Annotated in this window: 16 protein-coding genes and 1 tRNA gene; 4 read left to right on the forward strand and 13 right to left on the reverse strand. The window is 49.6% G+C overall.

All coding sequences use genetic code 11. The annotated features are described in order from the left end of the window. Positions 1 to 59 precede the first annotated feature (59 nt). Genes GQ671_RS08760 through GQ671_RS08770 form a run of 3 tightly spaced genes read right to left on the reverse strand, consistent with a single transcriptional unit; the run spans position 60 to position 4,345 of the window. Entirely contained in the window at positions 60 to 1,331 is a 1,272-nt protein-coding gene (locus tag GQ671_RS08760) for an amidohydrolase (RefSeq protein ID WP_160655751.1), read from the reverse strand. A gap of 26 nt (positions 1,332 to 1,357) precedes the next feature. Then, complete coding sequence (locus GQ671_RS08765; RefSeq protein ID WP_160655754.1) at positions 1,358 to 2,881, reverse strand: AbgT family transporter; 1,524 nt, start codon at positions 2,879 to 2,881, stop codon at positions 1,358 to 1,360. Positions 2,882 to 2,914: 33 nt separating this feature from the next. Then, a complete protein-coding gene (locus GQ671_RS08770) occupies positions 2,915 to 4,345 on the reverse strand; it encodes a M20 family metallopeptidase (protein WP_160655757.1) in 1,431 nt (476 codons plus the stop codon). A 279-nt stretch (positions 4,346 to 4,624) separates the two neighbouring features. On the opposite strand from GQ671_RS08770, the gene GQ671_RS08775 reads away from it, so the two are divergent. Further along, a tRNA-Ala gene (locus GQ671_RS08775) sits at positions 4,625 to 4,697 on the forward strand. 44 nt (positions 4,698 to 4,741) lie between these two features. On the opposite strand, the gene GQ671_RS08780 is transcribed toward GQ671_RS08775, so the two are convergent. The 3 genes from GQ671_RS08780 to GQ671_RS08790 form a co-directional block, all read right to left on the reverse strand. Further along, entirely contained in the window at positions 4,742 to 5,119 is a 378-nt protein-coding gene (locus GQ671_RS08780) for a VOC family protein (RefSeq protein ID WP_160655760.1), read from the reverse strand. 113 nt (positions 5,120 to 5,232) lie between these two features. Beyond that, positions 5,233 to 6,336, reverse strand: coding sequence for a threonine synthase (locus GQ671_RS08785; RefSeq protein WP_160655763.1), 1,104 nt, complete (start codon positions 6,334 to 6,336; stop codon positions 5,233 to 5,235). A gap of 50 nt (positions 6,337 to 6,386) precedes the next feature. Continuing rightward, the gene (locus tag GQ671_RS08790; protein ID WP_160656374.1) at positions 6,387 to 6,761 is read right to left on the reverse strand and encodes a RidA family protein; all 375 of its coding nucleotides are present in this window, start codon (positions 6,759 to 6,761) and stop codon (positions 6,387 to 6,389) included. A gap of 360 nt (positions 6,762 to 7,121) precedes the next feature. Between GQ671_RS08790 and GQ671_RS08795 the strand changes: the two genes are divergently transcribed. From GQ671_RS08795 to GQ671_RS08805, 3 genes are read left to right on the forward strand one after another with little or no spacing between them, the layout of a single operon-like run. Then, positions 7,122 to 8,555 (forward strand): sodium:solute symporter family protein, encoded by a 1,434-nt coding sequence (locus GQ671_RS08795; RefSeq protein ID WP_160655766.1) that lies wholly within the window; start codon positions 7,122 to 7,124, stop codon positions 8,553 to 8,555. Then, the gene (locus GQ671_RS08800) at positions 8,552 to 10,156 is read left to right on the forward strand and encodes an amidohydrolase (RefSeq protein ID WP_160655769.1); all 1,605 of its coding nucleotides are present in this window, start codon (positions 8,552 to 8,554) and stop codon (positions 10,154 to 10,156) included. Before GQ671_RS08795 ends, GQ671_RS08800 begins: the two co-directional genes overlap by 4 nt. A gap of 32 nt (positions 10,157 to 10,188) precedes the next feature. Next, positions 10,189 to 11,400, forward strand: coding sequence for a DUF819 family protein (locus GQ671_RS08805; RefSeq protein ID WP_160655782.1), 1,212 nt, complete (start codon positions 10,189 to 10,191; stop codon positions 11,398 to 11,400). A 433-nt stretch (positions 11,401 to 11,833) separates the two neighbouring features. Here the strand turns inward: GQ671_RS08805 and GQ671_RS08810 are convergent, their stop codons facing one another. The 7 genes from GQ671_RS08810 to GQ671_RS08840 form a co-directional block, all read right to left on the reverse strand. After that, entirely contained in the window at positions 11,834 to 12,538 is a 705-nt protein-coding gene (locus tag GQ671_RS08810) for an MOSC domain-containing protein (protein WP_160655785.1), read from the reverse strand. A gap of 23 nt (positions 12,539 to 12,561) precedes the next feature. Beyond that, positions 12,562 to 13,992 (reverse strand): plasmid pRiA4b ORF-3 family protein, encoded by a 1,431-nt coding sequence (locus tag GQ671_RS08815; RefSeq protein WP_160655788.1) that lies wholly within the window; start codon positions 13,990 to 13,992, stop codon positions 12,562 to 12,564. A gap of 12 nt (positions 13,993 to 14,004) precedes the next feature. Then, positions 14,005 to 15,519, reverse strand: coding sequence for a gluconokinase (gntK, locus tag GQ671_RS08820; RefSeq protein ID WP_160655791.1), 1,515 nt, complete (start codon positions 15,517 to 15,519; stop codon positions 14,005 to 14,007). 91 nt (positions 15,520 to 15,610) lie between these two features. Next, positions 15,611 to 16,972 carry a GntT/GntP/DsdX family permease gene (locus tag GQ671_RS08825; protein WP_160655794.1) on the reverse strand — a complete coding sequence of 454 codons (1,362 nt, stop codon included), beginning with the start codon at positions 16,970 to 16,972 and terminating at the stop codon, positions 15,611 to 15,613. 19 nt (positions 16,973 to 16,991) lie between these two features. Then, positions 16,992 to 18,140 carry a galactonate dehydratase gene (gene dgoD, locus GQ671_RS08830; RefSeq protein ID WP_160655797.1) on the reverse strand — a complete coding sequence of 383 codons (1,149 nt, stop codon included), beginning with the start codon at positions 18,138 to 18,140 and terminating at the stop codon, positions 16,992 to 16,994. Position 18,141: 1 nt separating this feature from the next. Then, the gene (locus GQ671_RS08835; protein ID WP_160655800.1) at positions 18,142 to 18,768 is read right to left on the reverse strand and encodes a bifunctional 4-hydroxy-2-oxoglutarate aldolase/2-dehydro-3-deoxy-phosphogluconate aldolase; all 627 of its coding nucleotides are present in this window, start codon (positions 18,766 to 18,768) and stop codon (positions 18,142 to 18,144) included. Between the two features lie 43 nt (positions 18,769 to 18,811). After that, positions 18,812 to 19,789: a 2-hydroxyacid dehydrogenase gene (locus tag GQ671_RS08840; protein WP_160655803.1), complete on the reverse strand. Its 978-nt coding sequence runs from the start codon at positions 19,787 to 19,789 to the stop codon at positions 18,812 to 18,814. Positions 19,790 to 19,830: the final 41 nt, after the last annotated feature.

A 19,830-nucleotide genomic window follows, 5' to 3' on the forward strand; every position in this document is an offset into this window, starting at 1 on the left:
GTGTCGAATTTCCATATACGAAAAAGAAGCCGAGGACATGCCCTCGGCTTCTTGCTTTATCATTGGTTGCTCAATTTCTTTGCAGATGCGAACAGTGTCTCCACTGCCGGCAGCATGCTGGATTCATTGATGTCGAATTTCTCGTTGTGGTGTCCAGCGGCAAGATCGGTACCGAATACACAGTATGTCGCTTGGCCCCCCTGCTTCTGGACCGCATTGATCAGGAAAGTCGCATCTTCCGATCCTGCAGCTGCATCGCTTCTGAGTTCACTCGTCAGACCTGTCTCTTCAGCAATGCCTTTCAGGACTTCAGCGACTTCCATGGAACAGCTGACACTTTCCGCTTCGCCTACCAGTTCGATGTCGTATGTGGCACCATACATTTTCGCAGCACCTTCGATCACTGCTTCTGCCTGGGCTCTCACGTAATCGTTGATATCGGAGGTTTCGCCGCGTGTTTCAATCTTCATTGTGGCATGGTCCGCAATGACGTTTCTGCCGCTGCCTGCATGCAGTTCACCGACGTTGATGCGCGTCGCCCCACCTGAGTGGCGCGGGATGGCGTTGATGTTGATGACGGCATTCACTGCAGCGAGCATGGCATTCTTACCTTCTTCCGGTCTACCTCCTGCATGGGAGGATACCCCTTTGAAAGTGACATCCATCTTGGATGTCGCAAGGAAGCCATTGTTTGCAGCGACAAAATGATTCTGAGGGACACCAGTTCCGATGTGGGATGCAATCAGATAGTCGATACCTTCGACTGCACCGGCCTCCACCATGGAGCGGGCACCACGCGTGCCTTCTTCGGCCGGCTGGAAGAGAATCTTTATCTTGCCCTGAAGCTGATCTTTATTTTCCATCAGCTTTGTTGCCAGTCCAAGACCGATGGTCGTATGCACATCATGTCCACATGCATGCATGTTCTCTGTCGTCGATCTGAAACCTTTTTCGACGGGTACATGATCGTCACCGGTCGCTTCAAAGATCGGCAGTGCATCCATGTCGACACGGTATGCCACTGTCGGACCGGGCTTGCCGGTATCGAGTGTTGCAACGATGCCGGTGTAGCCTTCAGAGACGAAGCCGAGATATTTTTCCACAGCCCCATTCTCTTTCGCCCACTGCAGATGCTTTTTCGTCTCTGCTTCATCGGGCTTACCCATGCAGTAGTCGGGATTCATAACCGCTTTACCGATCTCGATGTCGAAACCGAGGTTCTCAAGTACATCTGCAACAATGGTTGATGTTCGCATCTCCAGAAATCCAAGTTCTGGATACTGGTGGAAATCCCTACGCCATTCTATCAGTTGTTCTTCAAGCTGAGTCATTATTTTCTCTCCTTAAAGATGATTTTTTATACTCTGTCTTCCAGGAACGTGTACACACCTGGACCATACGGTAGGCCTGCATAGTAGAACACCAGGATCAGGAGGATCCATGCCACGAGGAATGCGATCGAATACGGCAGCATCAATGAAATGTATGTACCGATGCTCGCGTTCTTATCATAGCGTTTCATAAATGCCAGGATGATGACCATATATGGGAACAGTGGTGTCACGATATTGAATGATGAATCTGCAATACGGTAGGCGACCTGTGTAAAGGCCGGGTCGTAGCCGAGCTGCATGAACATCGGTACGAATATCGGTGCCTCGATCGCCCATTTGGCTGAACCTGAAGTAATCAGGAAGTTCATTGCGCCCGTAAAGAGGATATAACCGATGATGAGCGGCATGCCTGTAAAGTTGACACTTTGCAGGAATTCAGCGCCGTTGACGGCAATCCAGGTTCCCAGGTTGGACCAGTTGAAGTAGGCGATGAACTGCGCAATGGCGAATACCAGTACAATGTAACCGGCCATATCTTTGATTGCTTCAGTCATGTTGTCTGTCACATCTTTACCAGAACGAATCTTGCCGGTAACAATACCAAACGCCAGACCGATGATGATGAAGAAGATCAGGATGATCGGTACGATGCCATCGATGAATGGGGATGGGATGATTCTCCCCTCTTCACTTCTGAGTGGACTATCTGGCAGCATGATTACAGTAACGATGACGGCCCAGTAGAGCAGACCTGCGATGACAGCTGTAAAGAACCCTTTTTTAGCGTTTGGCAGTTCTTCTGTCTTCTCTTCTTCAACAGCGTCTCCTTTGTACTTACCGAGTCTCGGCTCGACGAACTTTGAAGTCAAGAGACCACCGACAATGGTCAGCAGGAATACAGAAACAATGTTGAAATACCAGTTGTCGACGGGTGTAACAACGAGACTGTCATTGACGACCGCAACGGCTTCTGTCGTAATACCAGAGAGCAAGGCGTCGGTACCAGCGATGAACAGGTTGGCGGTAAATCCAGCACCAGCCCCTGCGAAACCAGCCGCGAGACCGGCAAGCGGGTGTCTGCCAACCTTGTAGAATACAAGTGCACCGAGCGGCGGGATGATGACTGTTGCCGCATCCGATGCCAGGTTGCCCATGATACCGACGAATACGACTGTATATGTCAGCAGGAATGGGGGAGACTTCAATATTGTCTTACGGATGGCGTAGTCGAGCAGTCCGACCTTCTCCGCCAGACCGATACCAAGCATCATGGCCAGGACAAGGCCGAGCGGCGCAAAGCCGGTGAAGTTTTCAAGCATGGATGTCAGAATGAACTGCAGTCCTTCACCGGACATAAGATTTCTGATGCCAAGCTCTTCCCCTGTACCGGGGTGTATAACTGACGCACCGGCAACACTGAACAGGAAGGATAGGAAAATCATCAGGAAACACAATGCAACGAATAGTACGAACGGATCCGGCAGCTTGTTGCCGACGCGTTCAACAACATCCAGGAATCTGGCAAATATGCCTTTCTTTTTTGTCATGGGACACCTCACTATTATCGTTTTTTTATTTTATTATCTATCGCTCAGTTTTGAAGGGGTCACATCATCCGGAATCGGATTCATGTAATCATGCTTCTCCCTGAAGCTATCGAATTCTGCCCTGACTTGGGCCAGATCTTCTTTTGATTCGAACAGTCGGACACCGGCAATCGCCATACCCTCTGCTGCCCGCAGCATGCCACGATTGGCAAAATCACTCAAGCCCTGTGACGTCATCTGCCAGGAATGCAGTATTGTGCCGAGTGCTGAAGTGGCTGCAGAGAGCTGTGCTGTCGGAACGACCCAGCTGACATCTCCGACGTCCGTAGACCCGGGTAGTATGCCTTCCCGTCCAATATACGGCGAGATGGTATCTGCCAAGTATTTACCGGCGTATTCCGATCCATCACCGGTGTAACCGAAGCCGCTGATCGGTTCCAGATAATTCTGCTGAACCGATTCGGGCAATGTGTCCCACAGCTTTTCAGCGAATGCTTTCTCTTCTTCTTTCGGTTCTCCCCCACCTGCTGCTTCGAGGCCTTCGTAGAGAAGCTTTTCAAGATGGCGGTTCGGTATGTAGTTTGAACAGCCTTTATCAAAATCAATCGTCATCTCGGTTTCCGTCATCATCGCCGCACCTTCGGCAATCTTGACGACCCGCTGATAGATCTCCTCCACCTGGTCCACACGGGGTGCGCGGATGAGGTAGAGTACTTCCGCCTGGGCCTGAACGACATTCGGAGAGATGCCACCTGTGTTGGTCACTGCATAATGCATGCGTGCGTCCGGTATGACATGCTCACGCAAATAGTTGACACCGACGTTCATGAGCTCGACTGCATCGAGTGCACTTCTGCCGAGGTGCGGTGTATGTGCCGCATGGGAAGAACGGCCGTGGAACTTGAAATAGACCTGGTAGTTTGCCAGTGTCGAAAAATCCATAATGGCATTTGTTGATGAAGGATGCCATGTCAGTGCCGCATCGACCTTATCAAATACGCCGTTCCGTACCATGAAGGTCTTGCCTGAACCGCCCTCTTCTCCCGGACAGCCGAAGAATGTCACCTTGCCAGGCAGATTGTGGTGTTCAAGGTATGCCTTTGTCGCACAGGCAGCAGCGAAAGCACCAGTGCCGAGCAGATTATGCCCACAGCCATGACCGATATCCGTCTCAAGCGGCTGATAAGTCGTTTCTCCCGGCTGCTGACTCAAACCTGACAATGCGTCAAACTCACCGAGAAAGCCGATTTCAGGCTCCTCTGTGCCATAAGTTGCTGTAAATGCCGTATCGATACCAGCGACGTTTCGTTCAACCTTGAATCCCTGCTTCTCACATTCCTCCGCCAGATACTTTGCGGATTCATATTCTTCGAAGCGTGTTTCGGGATGATTGAATATGTATGCACTAACCGATTCGAAATAAGATTTGTTTTCCTTCAAGTATCCGTTTACAAATTCGTTCATCAGTCCATATCCCCTTTCATATGTAATAAAACGATGCAACCGACCTCTTTATAAGCTTGGTAATGTTCGTGTTTTGTGATCTTAAAAGTATGAACACATAAATATGTTACAATTATTTTTCAGATATGTCTACCTCTTTAGAATATTATCATTAATCGTTCGCTTTATTCAATTAATGTAATTTTTATACATTATCTGTATATTATATTCCTCATAATAAATATAAAAATCGGACTTGTATATCCCATCTGATTCGTATAAAATATGGGAGTATGACTCGGGGCCATAGCTCAGCTGGGAGAGCGTTGCACTGGCAGTGCAGAGGTCAGGGGTTCGATCCCCCTTGGTTCCATATCAAAAGCCACACCTTCAAGTTGAAGGTGTGGCTTTTTTCTGTCATCCTTTCATCACCGCAAAATAGTTCTCTTCCTCATCAGAAAAATTGAATGTCCTCATGGATCCGTACACTTCGATCTTTCCGACGTTGACGTCCTTGTCAGCCAACTCCTGATGCAGCTGATCCAGGTCGTCTGTAAAAAACATGAGGGACGGTGTACCAAAGTTGAGTTCCGGTGAAAACTTCTCCACCGTCTTCCTGTCAAAAAGAATGATGCTTGTCTCCGTACCTTCCTTCGGTTTCAGTTCAACCCAGCGCATTTCATCCCCTGCTTCCGACGCGTTGATCACTTTGAATCCGAGCTTCTCCGTCCAGAATTTCTTCGATGCATCCTGGTCGTCTACATACAGCATGACTTCCGCGAGTTTGGTGAACATTTTCCTCTCCCCTTTGTAGAATGACGTTTCCAACTCTCAAGCAGACGGTAATTCGCAGCATCTATACGGTTATATTTTACCATAAATACTGCTCTGATTTTCATCACTTCCAACTATTTCGATTTGATACCAGCACCGCATAGGGGGATGACGATACGCTCATCCGCAGCTCGATTATATTTAAGGTAGCCTGCGTAATTTACAGCTGCAGTCACTTCCACATAGAATCCTTTATCACTGAGCATGTTGCGGGCGCTAGCAATCTCGTCTTCTTCAATTTCAATGAATGTGCCGCCCGTCTCACGTACCGCCTCGAGAATTTGTTTTGAACGGGCTGGTGCGGCAATCGCTATGCCTTCAGCCAATGTGTTTTTATTTATCGTGGGCTCGGCTTCGGTCTCCCCCTTTTTAAATGCAGCAGATAACGGTGCGCAGTTTTTGGCCTGGATAGCGATAATTTTTGGCAGACGGTCGATGAGACCGTTATGCTTTAGTTCCATAAATCCGTAATAGGCACCGAGGAGAAGCGTGCCATTACCGGCAGGAATAATCAGGCTATCTGGTGCACCACCGAGCTGTTCATACAGCTCATAGGCGTAAGTTTTCGTACCTTCGTAGAAATATGGGTTGTAGACATGACTGGCATAGAATACTTTTTCGCCCTCTACCGCTTTTTGTGCTGCCGCCGCGATATCTTCCCGCGTACCGTCAATCTTTTCGATTTTTGCACCATGCGCTTCAATCTGGGCTATTTTCTTCGGAGATATTTCTGATCTTAAGAAAATTGTACATTCAATATTCGCTCGTGCTGCGTAAGCCGAGAACGCAGTTCCGGCGTTACCACTGCTGTCTGCTATCATTCTCGAAACGCCCATTTCCTTTGCTTTCGCCACTAGAACAGCTGCACCCCGGTCTTTGAAGGATAAAGTCGGCATCATGTAATCGACTTTGACGTAAACGTCAGGTGTCTCTGGGTCCAGAACGATAAGTGGGGACTGACCTTCACCCATGGTTACATTACGCCATGCTTTGAATTGATGATCAAAAGGCATTGTGTTGAAATAACGCCATAATGAGTTGGGGTATTCGTTCCATATCGATGTGTCGATATCAGGTGTCTTTTTATCCAGATCCAGTACACCGCCACAATCGCATTTCCATCGGTCGGGTGTTATATCATACTTTTCATGACAATCATTGCATATATACTGTTCCATCACTGACCAGCCTCCTATTAATAGTTAACTTTGCGTAATAAACCTAAAAATTAAATGTACGCAATGGCATCCACTTCAACTTTAAATCCAAAATGCAGTTCGTTAGTAGGAACAACAGTACGTGCTGGCCGATGCTCACCGAAAAACGCTTTATAGACGGCATCTACCCGGTCCCACAATTGCACATCAGGAATGTAGATTGTCATACGCAATATATTTTCTTTTTTGCTTCCTGCAGATTCTACAATTCGTTCTACATTGCCTAAGGCGCGCAGTGTCTCTGATTCAATATCATCAAACTTCTTTTCGTTTGTTTCTGGATCGATAGAAAACTGTCCTGAAACATAAACTACATCTCCATGTACGGTAGCCAATGCATAGTGACCATTTGATTTCAGCTGACCCACTTCAAATATCTGTTCCATATTTTTTCTCTCTCCTTCATCTATTTTTAATTTCATCCAGACAACTGTAGACAGCCACCTGGAAAGCGTGAGCTTGGGTGGGGGTTTTCCAAAAGAGTCCTTCATCATAAAAACACTTCCTTCATCCATTACCAATACCCATTATTCGTATTCCCCATTATTATATAATTTTTTATAATTAAAATCAAAATAATATAATAAATTATATAATTTTGATGTACCGCATCTCAAATGGACATATGAGCCTGCGCTCCTTAATAATATCCGTCTCGAGACAGCATGAAGATGTAGGACAAGTTAGAAATCCTACTTATTTTACTATATAATTTAAAGCATCCTAAAAATCGGAGTTGATTACCATTGGGTTGGTATATAGTTTATTTTGTCCTGTATTTCATTTTCATGCTCGGTATCGCCGCATACTACTTTAGAAAGATCAACACATACGAAGACTACCTGATCAGCGGCTGGAACACCGGCTTCTGGAAGATCACCGGAACGATCATCAGTACGTTCTGTGGTGCGGCCGTCTTCATCGGCTGGGTCGGTCTCGGCTTCACGGTCGGATTATCCGGCTACTGGAAATTCGCCTTTGTCGCAATCGTCTTCTCACTTATTCTGATTCTTGTGTTCGCCAAGCCATTGCGCCGCCAACGTCTCATTACATTGGCTGACCTCTTTACCGTCAGATTCGGTGGCAAGGCGGGCATCGTCCCTTCCATCCTGTCTGCCTTCATCTATTCAGTTCCGACGACGGCACTGCAGATGGTCGGGATGTCGACCGTATTCAACATTACACTCGACGTCAGCTTGCCGGTGGGCATATTCATCGCATTCATCGTCATTTTGATATTCACCATCATCGGTGGACTGCCGGCAACGATTCTGACAGATGCCATCCAGTCGATCATCATCATATTGGGCGTCGTGCTTCTCGCCATCGTCACAGTATCCCATGTGGGCGGTCTCGGTGGGCTGTTCGAAGCCAGTGCACCAGAGTATCTGAGCATTGCCGGTCCTGACGGCTATGGTGAAATCCTGCTGTATGCCTTGTCCGTTGGACCTTTCTATCTCGTATGGCAGTCGACTTGGCAGCGCATCTTTGCCGCCAAGGATGAAAAGACCGCCGTAGGTGCAAACGCGCTCGGCTTCATCATCGCCGGCCTGATTTCATTCCTGCCGTTCCTGATCGGTCTGGCTGCCCGCCAGTTCGTACCACTTGATATGGCACCGGATCTCATATTCTCATATGTCACGGACTTCCTGCTTGCAAGCCCGCTTGGCGGCCTGGTCTTCCTGGGACTGCTGGCAGCACTGATGACTGGGGCTACATCATTCATTCTGCAGGGCTCAAGCAACTTGACGATCGATTTCTATAAGAATTTCATCAATCGCAATGCAAGCGGCAAACGTATGCTATTCTTCTCACGAATTTCCGTTCTGATCATCACAGGACTTGCATGTCTGTTCGCCTATACGGTCGAGGATATCGCAACAACCTACCAGTGGGCACTGCGCCTGACTGCCACCGTCATTGTCTTCCCGTTCCTCGCGGTCATGTTCTGGAAGCGCGTCACAAAGGCAGGTGTACTCGTCAGCATGATCGGTACGGCAGTCCTAGTACTCGCCTATCCGTTCCTGCCGATCGGCATGGACCATGCATTGTTCGGCTTCCTGGTTTCCTTCATCCTGCTGATCGGTGTCAGCCTCCTGACGGAACATGCACCATCTGAAACTGTACAGGCTGCCTATTTCGAAAAACTGCACAATCCGACATTGGAGGATAAACGATGACGACACTACTGATTAAAAATGCAAACATCATCGACATGGTGATGGATACACCCTATTTCGGTGACATCCTTGTAGAGGATGGCAGAATTGTTCATATCGATGAGGAGATTGCTGCTGGGGAGGAAGATGTGCTGGATGCGGAAGGCCGCTTCCTCATTCCAGGATTCATCGATACACACAGCCACCTGCTGCTGTATGGCCTGTATAAATCTCTCGTTGAGCTGACGCCACAGGCGGTCAGGAATATTGATGAAATAAAGGCTGCACTGAAAGCGCGTGTTGACGCGACACCAGCTGGTGAATGGGTTGTCGGCCATGGCTACAGCGAGATTGAACTTGAGGAAGACCGCCACATCACAATTGATGAACTGGACGCGATTTCGACAGATCATCCGATCTACATCCGCCACAGCTCAGCACATATGGGCGTTGCCAATTCACGCGCACTTGAAATTGCCGGCATCAATGAAGAAACGCCTGATCCTGATGGTGGTTACTTTGCACGGACAGACGGTCGACTGAATGGCCTGCTGTTCGAGCTGCCTGCAGTCGAAGTTCTGCTTCCACACTTGCCGAAACCGTCGAAAGCGGAGATGATTGAAGCATTGAAATCGGCAGAAGCAGATTACATTTCAAAAGGGATCACGACAGCAAGCGAAGCCTGTGTCGGCCTGGCACACGGCAAAGATGACTATGATGCATTAACTGCCTATATCCAGCAGGATAATGATATGAAACTGCGTCTGATGATCGACTACCAGCTGATGCTCCAATCGGAATCCCTCAAGGGACTTTCTTTTGAGGAACTGAAGCAGCAAATAGAAACGCTGTCCGACGGACAGTGTACGCTTGATAGTGCGAAGTTCTTCCAGGATGGGTCGATCCAGATCAATACGGCTGCATTGACTGAAAACTATCATAACGTGGATGATAAAAGCCATATCATCATTGCGCAGGAGAAGCTCGAAGCGCTGTATATGGATTTCGCACGCCGTGGCTATCCGCTGACGACACATGGCAACGGGGATGCTGCCATCAAGTCGATCATCGAAGCCTACAGCAAAGTCAATGCAGATCCCGACTACAATGAGGTGACTCGGGTTGAGCACATCCAGACCGGCAAATATGAAGATATCGAAGCGATGAAGAAGAACAACATCGATGGTTCATTTTTCACAAATCATATCTACTACTACGGAGATAAGCATTATGAGAAATTCCTGGGACCGGATCGTGCTGAAAAAATGGACCCGGCACGCTGGGCGGAGGATCTTGATGTACTCTACACCCTCCACTCCGACTGCCCGGTCACACCGATTTCACCACTCGATACGATTCGTATTGCGTGCGACCGCAAGACGAAAAGCGGACGGGTGCTCGGTGAAGATATGAAACTGACACGCTTTGAAGCATTGAAGGCGATGACCATCAATGGCGCAAAGCTCAATCGGACCGAAAGTGAGAATGGCTCTGTTGAGATCGGCAAGGCTGCTGACTTTGTGTTGCTTGATGAAAATCCACTCGATAACGATATTGTGCTTGAGGATGATTTGATTCTCTATACATTCATCGATGGAAAAATGGTCTATAAAAGGGATTAGCAATTTCGAGTTCAAACAAGGGGGACTGAAATATGAATTCTTTAATTTCACCGGATGAAACATGGCTGCTGTGGGCGTTTCTCGTCGGCTGGGCTGCTGTGTCCATCTATCTCGAACAGCGTTTCAAATGGGCATCGAAACTTTCAGGCGCCATCATTGCGCTACTCGGTGCCATGTTGCTTGCGAATCTCGGCATACTGCCTGTCGAGGCGCCGGTCTACGATGCAGTGTGGAGCTACGTTGTGCCACTGTCCATCCCATTGCTGCTGTTTCAGACGAATATCCGCCGGGTCTGGCAGGAAAGCGGCCGTCTGCTGCTTATTTTCCTCATCAGTACTATCGGTACCATGGCAGGTTCGATTCTTGCGTTTTTTCTCCTGAAAGATCTGATTCCCGGACTGCCGCATATCGCGGCGATGATCACGGGGTCCTACACTGGCGGTGGCGTCAACTTCGCAGCACTCGCTTCGCGATTCGATGTACCCGGAGAGACCGTCTCTTCCGCAGTCGTGGCCGACAATTTCCTGATGGCCATCTATTTCTTCGTGCTGATCACGATTCCGGCAATCGGTTTTATCAGGAAACGTTTCGGTACACCGCATATGGATGAGATGGAGCGAAACGCAGATACGAGCGATACCGCTGCCGCTTCCTATTGGAAGCGCAAGGAAATTTCATTAAGTGATATCGCAATGGCTGTTGGTGCTTCATTCGTCGTCGTTGCCGTATCATTCAAACTGGCAGAAGTGTTCAGAGGATTGATACCAGAAGACGGGAACACAATGACGACAATACTCCGCGCGGTTGTAGGTGATGACTACCTGATGCTTACGACTTTGACACTGCTCATTGTTTCGCTTGTACCCAAGTATTTCGAGCGGATCAATGGGGCTCAGGAGATCGGTACATTCCTGATTTATATTTTCTTCGTCGTTATAGGCGTACCCGCTTCGATTCCTCTGATTCTGCAGAACGCACCACTCATCCTTGTGTTCGCTGCAATCATCGTGTTCATCAATATGATCGTATCCTTCTCAGTCGGCAAGCTGTTCAAGTTTGATCTCGAAGAGATTGTACTCGCAAGCAACGCCAACATCGGCGGACCGACCACCGCTGCCGCCATGGCCATCTCCCGTGGCTGGACAAAACTCGTCGGACCGATACTGATCGTCGGGACACTCGGCTACATCATCGGCAACTACATCGGCACTGCTCTCGGACTCTGGTACAGCAGTCTGATGTAGGTGGAGGGCGTTGATCGGCTCCAATAACTGATGTTCGTTCGGGCGACCAGTGTCAGTTATGCATCCAAATTGCACTCACTGGTTTGCTCAACGCAAATTGGAGTCCCAAATTGCACTCACTGGTTTGCTCAACGCAAATTGGAGTTCCAACTTGCACTCACTGGTTTGCTCAACGCAAATTGGAGCCCCAACTTGCACTCACTGGTTTGCTCAACGCAAATTGGAGTCCCAACTTGCACTCACTGGTTTGCTCAACGTAAATTGGAGCCCCAAATTGCACTCACTGGTTTGCTCAACGCAAATTGACTTCCGTCACCAACTCCCATAAAAGTTCCGAACATAGCAAAAGGCATGATGTCCGCATCATATACAGACAGCATGCCTTTTGTTTACTTTTATTTTAAATTCTAAGGAGTACCCCATGGCCGCCCTTTTACCTATTCGGTCCGAACACCCGATTCTCACTGTTTCCTTCATCGCCTGCCAGACGTTTCCTGATGGTGGCCTTCCAGTTCTCAGCCAGAAGCTCGAGCGATGCCAGGCTTTCATTGAGGCCCATATTATCCGTCTGATTGTACATGACTTCGTTGCATGCTTCGATGGACCAGTCGGGATGCGGGCGACTGACGAGCTGGAAAACGTCTCCGCTCGCCACTTCCCCTTCTTCAAGCACTCTGAAATACCAGCCTGTACGGCCGGTCTTCTGGATGCGCAGTGCCAGATCTAGTACATTATGGCGGCGGGCGGGTTTCCAGCATGGCCGTCTCGGCTGGGAGACCTGGATGGTGGCCTCGCCGACCTTGTATATATCCCCGATGCAGACGGTTGCTTCATCCATATGCATGACAGCGAAATTCTCTCCGTTACCTCCGATTTCGATATCCGTATCCAGTTCATGCTGCCAGGACTCGTAATGGCTGACCGGATAGGCGAATACCGCTTTTTCAGGCCCGCCATGATTCTTCTTATCGGCGACATCATCGCCGATAAATCCGGTCCGGGTCAGATGGACCGCACTTTCCACAGCCGTTTTGAAAATGGCGCTCTCCCATTCACGATCCATCTTATTTTCAGCATCCTTCTGTCCGATCCTTTTCACTTTGCCGGTAAACAATCTGTATATCTTCTGCTGTTCCATATGAGCCTCCTTAAAATGAAATATCAGATATCCGCTTCCTCTGCATTGAACTCAGTCACAGGATGGGACTTCCTGAACAGTTTCTCGAGCTGGTTATTGATTGCTGTGATGGGATAGCGTTCCCTGAAATTCGTTGCCCGTACCTTCTCATACGTGCGGGCATAATCCGGATGTTTCGGGTCGCCAAGCACACGCAGTACGTCGGACAGATTACCGGCACCGCCGATATTCTCAATCGGTGCAGGCCCCACGTAGTCACGGATGCTCGGAATCCTCCGATGGATATTGGCTGTATTTTCAACCGATACCTGGAGCCTGTAGGATTCACCATACACATATTCCAGCGGATTGTGCTGGTCAAATACACCATCAATCTGGGTGAAACTTGCGACGAGCTTCATAACTTCCTCAGCGAATTCTGAAATCTGATTCATGCTTTCCAGTATGACCATGTCCCCCGACTTGAATACAGCATCATGCTTCCGCTGCCAGCCCATCGCCTTCTGAATGATGAGATGCAGTTCGAAAAAGTTGATGCCGGCCGGCACAATAATCGTCCGTGTAATTTCGATATCGATGTCTTCCACAGCCAGGCGGATGATATGGGCGTTGTAATCCCCACTCCGCCCTGTACTCCCGGAAAGTCTGCCCCGCTGCCGCTTCGCCTCCACAGCTTTAAAGTCGACCTGTTCAAGTGCGCGTCTCACGTCTTCATGCATGACGTAATGATCGGCATGGATCTTGACCAGCAGACCGATATCCTTCGCCGTCTCCCACCTGGAACTCGCTTCGTATACATTGAAGCTTTTCTCGACATTCTCCCGGATACTCATATACTCCTCCGGGCCGAGCTGGAGCAGAATGTCTTCGAGGTATTTCGGGTGGGTGATGACGGACGTCATATGGCGCAGATAATCTTCTTTCTGATGGCCATCCGGTTCCACATTGAGCCGCTTGAGCATTGCTCTGAGCATCCGCCACGTCAAGTTTTCGTACAGCCAGTAGATGGGACCTTTGTAGATATGATGAAGCTGGCTGATTTCCTCGGGATCAAGCGGGTCATCCTTATGGATATACATCGGATAGGCCGGAAGTGTGCCACTCTCTTTCAATATGCCGTGCAGTGCCCGGATGATGTCATGATGGATTGCACCGGTGCCTTCCCCAGCCTCAAGCACATATTGATAGTCGATCAGCACAGGATACTGTCTGACATCATAGGCCACGTAGTGCAGGCGGTCATCGGTCTCCATGTCGATCAGATGGCTGATGAGTTCGACTTCCGTCATGGACAGCATGCCGGCCACCGGTGAATTCGCATCGAGACCGGCAACTTCTGCCTTCTTAAAACGGACGAGTGCCGCCTTCGATTCAAATTGGCGGTCATTGATCAGGTTGGCCCTGACCAGTTCATTCTCCTCGAGAAAATGTGTAAAAAAATGATGCAGATCCATGATGCCACCTCCCTATCTGATATCATCCATCCTGTCATAGAATGGTTCCAGCGCACGGCCGATCTCGATATAAACACTCATGATGTCCTGATATTTCATATACGTCTGCTCGTCTGGTGTGTACGCATCACTTTCACCGACGAAATCCGCCACATCGTTCAGGTCATCCATCTCCCCGATGGCGTGCATGCCAAGCAGGCAAGCACCGAACGCACTCGATTCGTAGGATTTCGGCACGGTCAGCTGTTCACCGAATACATCCGACATGAGCTGCTTCCACATCTCACTTCTGGCGAATCCACCACTTGCCTTGATGCTTTTGACCGTGTTCATCTGCTCCCTGAGCGCAAGATAGACGCTGTACAGGTTATAAACGACGCCTTCCATCGCCGCACGGATCATATGACTTCTGCTGTGCGATAGCGTCAAACCATAGAAGGAGCCTACTGCTTTGGCATTCCACAGTGGTGCACGCTCACCCGCAAGATACGGATGGAAGATGAGGCCATTGCTGCCCGGCGCGATATCTTTCGCTGCCTGGGTCATCACTTCATATGGATCCTTGCCTTTCGACTCCGCCTCGCCGACTTCCTCCCGGCACAATTCATCGCGGACCCATCTCAGGACGACACCGCCATTATTCACCGGCCCGCCGATGACGTAGTGGTCATTCGTCAGATGATAGCAGAACGTCCGCATTTTCGGGTCGGTCTTCGGTGCATCGATCACCGTGCGGATCGCACCGCTCGTACCGATTGTAATGGCAATATCACCTTCCTGGATGGCGTTGACGCCAAGGTTGGCAAGTACGCCATCACTGGCGCCGATGATGATCTTCGTATTCTCGGCTATTCCCAGATGGTTCTCCACCCGATCAAGCGCAGTATAGACGCGTGTCGTATCCACAATATCGGGAAGTTGTTCCGGACTGAGTTCAAGAATATCAAGCACTTCCTCATCCCAGCTGGAAGTTTCAAGATCCATCATGCCCATGCTGCTGGCGACGGACTTGTCGACTTCATAAAGCCCTGTAAAGTGGTGCAATATATATTCCTTGATACCGACAATCTTGCCGATGCGGCTGTACATTTCAGGCGCTTCATTTTTAAAATAAAGCAGTTTGATGAATGGACTCATCGGGTGGATCGGGGTACCCGTCCGTCTGTATATGCTGACGCCCGCTTCCGTGTTCCACGCTTCGGCTACATCCTCGCTGCGTCGGTCCGCCCATGTGATGCATTCGGTCAGCCGGCTGCCGGATCTATCCAGCAGAATGAGGCTGTGCATGGCGGATGAACATGAGATGAATTCGATACTGTTGCTGCAGCGGTTGCGCTCCACCAGTACTTTGACAGCCTGCATCGCCTTCCCGAGAATCTCATCCGGATCCTGTTCTGCAATATGTACGTTCGGTGTATGGAGCGGATAGTGCGCCGTTTCTTTATCGACATATTCTCCCGTTTTGCTGAACAGTACAGCTTTCACTGCCGTCGTCCCGAGATCCAGACCCATCATATATTTCTTCATGTCTTCTCCTCCTCGTTTTTCCTGTAGCCTCTATTATATGTGTTTTTGCCGCTGTACACAAAAACCCCATGCATCGCATGGGGTTCTGGTGCTATATGAATATACTGATGATCAGTACAACCACAAAGCCGGTCAGTCCGATGATGGTCTCCATGACCGTCCACGACTTCAATGTTTCACCTGTGGTCATTCCAAAGAAGCGGTTGACCAGCCAGAAACCGGAGTCGTTGACGTGGGAGAGTACTGTTGCGCCACTCGCGATCGCAATGGCGATCAGACCGAGCTCAGGTTGCGTTACAGGGCTGACTGCAATGATCGGTGACATGAGTCCGGCACCAGTAACCATCGCCACCGTTGCGGACCCTTGCGCCACACGGACAAACGTGGTGATAAGGAATGCAGCAATGACAAGCGGCAGTCCGACACCGACAACAAGGTTACCCATGACATCGCCGACGCCACTCTGGATCAGTACTTCCTTGAATACGCCACCGGCACCCGTGATCAGGATGATGATACCCGCAGGTTCAAGTGCTTTGGTCGCAATCTCCTGCACTTCGCCTCTCGTGTAGCCACGGCGTGTACCGAGCAGCATGAATGTCAGAACAACAGTGATGATCAGTGCAACGAACGGGTGTCCGACAAACTGGATGCTTTCAGCAAAGAGGTTTGTGGACTCGTCCCCGACGATTGCACCGGTTACAGTATTGGCCAGAATCAGTACAAGCGGAATCAGGATGAGTGAGAATACCAGTTTGAAACTTGGCATGTCCCGCTCCTTCTGCATTGCACTGACATCTTCCTCAAGCTTCTGGTAATCCGGGATTTCAAGGTGAATTCTATTGCCGATGAATTTACCGAATACAGGTCCTGCCAGAATCATCGCCGGAATACCAGCTGCGATACCGAAGAGGATAACCCATCCGAGATCGACGCCGAGCATTGCTGCAACGGTCATCGGCCCTGGAGTCGGTGGGACGAAACTGTGTGCAACAGCAAGTCCGGCAAGTAATGGAATACCGTAGTACAGCAGTGATTTTCTCGTTTTCGTAGCCAAGGAGTAGACGATAGGAATCAGGATGACGAGCGCCACATCCAGGAATACCGGGATGGAGACGAGGAACCCTGTAAAACCGAGCGCCCACTGTGAACGTTTTTCGCCGAACTTGTCGATCAGCGTGAGGGCCAGTCGTTCGGCACCTCCGGAGACTTTCAGCACTTCACCGAACATGGCACCGAGACCGACGACTACTGCGATGAATCCGAGGGTGCCGCCCATCCCGGTTTCAATGACATCGATGATATCCATCGGGCTCATGCCTGTCGCCAGACCGATGAAGAGTGATGCGATAAGTAATGATACAAATGCGTGAAGCTGTACTTTCATGATCAGGAAAAGCAGTAGAGCGATTCCAATAATGGTCGCAATAATCAACCATACTTCATTAGACATTATTCATTCCCCTTTCCTATTACCATTCTGCGATACTGCCGTCTTCATGTGTCCATACCGGGTTCTTCCAGTTATGTCCGATCATGCTGCGCTCTCTGACGTAGTCTTCATTGATTTCGATGCCGAGGCCCGGCTTGTCGAGTACTTCGACATGTCCTTCTGTATATTCAAAGACCGAAGCGTCCGTCACATAGTCGAGGATGTCGTTGCCTTTATTGTAATGAATGCCTAGGCTCTGCTCCTGGATGACTGCGTTATGACACGTCGCATCGACCTGGATGCATGCAGCAAGTGCAATTGGACCGAGTGGACAGTGCGGTGCAGCCGCTACATCAAAGGCTTCCGCCATCGAGATGATCTTCTTGCATTCGGTGATGCCGCCGGCGTGTGACAGGTCCGGCTGGATGATATCCACGTAGCCGTCCTGCAGCAGTGTCTTGAACTGCCATTTCGAGAACATGCGCTCACCTGTCGCAATCGGAATGGATGTATGCATCGCGATATCCCGCAGATTCTCATTGTTTTCAGGCAGTGCCGGCTCTTCTAGGAACATCGGCCTGAACTGCTCCAGTTCCTTTGCCAGCACTTTCGCCATCGGCTTATGGACACGGCCATGGAAATCGATACCGATGCCGAAGTCCTTGCCGCAAGCCTCACGGATGGAAGCGACGCGCTCAAGTACTTCGTCGATTTTACTGTAGGAGTCGATATACTGGAGCTCTTCCGTCGCATTCATTTTTACAGCTGTAATGCCGGTGTTCTTCAGTTCAAGCGCAGCAGCACCAACGTCCTGCGGGCGATCGCCGCCGACCCAGGAATATACCTTGATCTTCTCACGTGCCTTGCCGCCGAGCAGCTGGTGGATCGGTGCATCGTAGTATTTGCCTTTGATGTCCCATAACGCCTGGTCGATACCAGCGAGTGCACTCATCAAAATCGGACCGCCACGATAGAATCCTGAGCGGTACAGTTCATTCCAGATGCCTTCTATATTCATCGGATCCTTGCCGATGATCGTATCCATCAGTTCGGCCACTGCCGCTTTCACTGTCGCCGCTTTTCCTTCGATTACCGGCTCACCCCAGCCGATGAGTCCGTCATCCGTCTCGACTTTCAGGAACAGCCATCTTGGCGGTACTGTAAACATTTCATAGCTTTTGATCTTCATTCTACTCCACCTTGCCTTTCAATTTCTGAACACGTTCATTAATTTCTTCTACAAGCGCCTCGTCTACTGTGCGATTCGAAGGGACGAGCGCAGAATTGATGCCGACTGCCGCCGCACCCACTTCGAAGAATGTATTGATATTGTCTGCACTCACACCGCCTGTCGGCAAAAGCACCAGATCATTCATCGGTGCCAGTACGTCCTTGATGTAGGCCGAACCGAGCTGACCTGCCGGGAAGACTTTGATCATCTTCGCCCCTGCCATGTGCGCATCGTAAATTTCCGTCGGCGTGTAGCAGCCCGGGATGTACAGGATGCCCTGTTCATTTGCGAACTCGAGCACTGCCTTGCCATACACTGGGGCCAGCAGGAATTCAACGCCGATGTCGATGCACGCCTTGGCATCCTCCACAGTCAGCACAGTGCCGGCACCGAGTGTGATATCATTGCCGAAATTCTTTTTCAGCGCCCTGAGCGTTTCTTTTGCGTTCGGTGAGTTGAGCGCCACCTCGATGACCCGGAAGTCATTCTGTACGAGCGTATCCACAATCTTCACTGCATCGTCCGTATCATAGCCACGCAGTATGCCAATCATCTTATGATCCTTGATCTTTTCGAGTACTGCCATTGATTTCGCCACCTATCTTTTATTTGATTCAATATATGCCTGTCTACTGGGATGTGTCGAGTTCCTTCACCAGATCTTTCGGTTTTTCTCCCTGCAGGCCCTGGACCAGATTTTCCGCCGCCCGCATGGCCATGCCATCACGGGTCTGCTGTGTGGCAGAACCGACATGGGGCAGTGTGACCACGTTGTCCATGCCAAGCAACGAGTTATCCGGAGAAACCGGTTCTTCTTCGTACACGTCGAGCCCGGCACCTGCAATCCGCTTCTCTTTGAGTGCTTGGATCAAAGCCGCTTCATCCACCACTTTCCCCCTGGAAAGATGGATCAGGAATGCATCCGCTTTCATCAGATCGAATTCTTCTTTAGAGATGTAGTTTGTCGTCTGCTCGGTCAACGGCAGCAGCGTTAAAATAAAGTCCGCCTGCTTCAAGACCTCTTCCTTACTCCTATAATCAATACCGTATTCTTTTTCGAGCGATTCATTCCGCGACCTGTTATGGTAGATGACATTCATATCGAATCCTCTGACAGCACGGCGAATGACTTTCTCACCGATTCTTCCGAGACCGAAGATGCCGAGTGTCGCATGATGGACATCCCGTCCCAGGAACATCGGATCATCTTTTACATCCCACCCACCCGTCTTTACATGACGGTCGAGCATTGAAAACTTGCGTGCGGTCATCAGCAGCAGTCCAAAAGCTGTATCGGCAACCGTTTCATCCAGTACATACGGTGTATTCGTGCCCATGATGCCACGTTTTTTCATTTCATCCGTATCAAAATTGTCGTAGCCGACGGAAATATTGGAGATGATCTTGAGGTTCGGTGCATGGTCGAGCAGTGAGTCATTTATCTTTTCCTTGGCCGGCATGAGCCCATCCACTGTGGCAAGCTTTTCAAACAGTGTTTCTTCAGGCATCGAATCAGATTCATTCCATATTTCATAGTCGCAGTGTTCAGCGATGAATTTTTCCACATCGTCCGGTATCGGCTTCATTATCAAGACTTTGGGTTTCATAACCAGTCATCCTCCACAGTTGAAATTTAAGAATTCTTTTA

It is taken from the genome of Salinicoccus hispanicus (assembly GCF_009831115.1).
GTDB classification, from domain to species: domain Bacteria; phylum Bacillota; class Bacilli; order Staphylococcales; family Salinicoccaceae; genus Salinicoccus; species Salinicoccus hispanicus.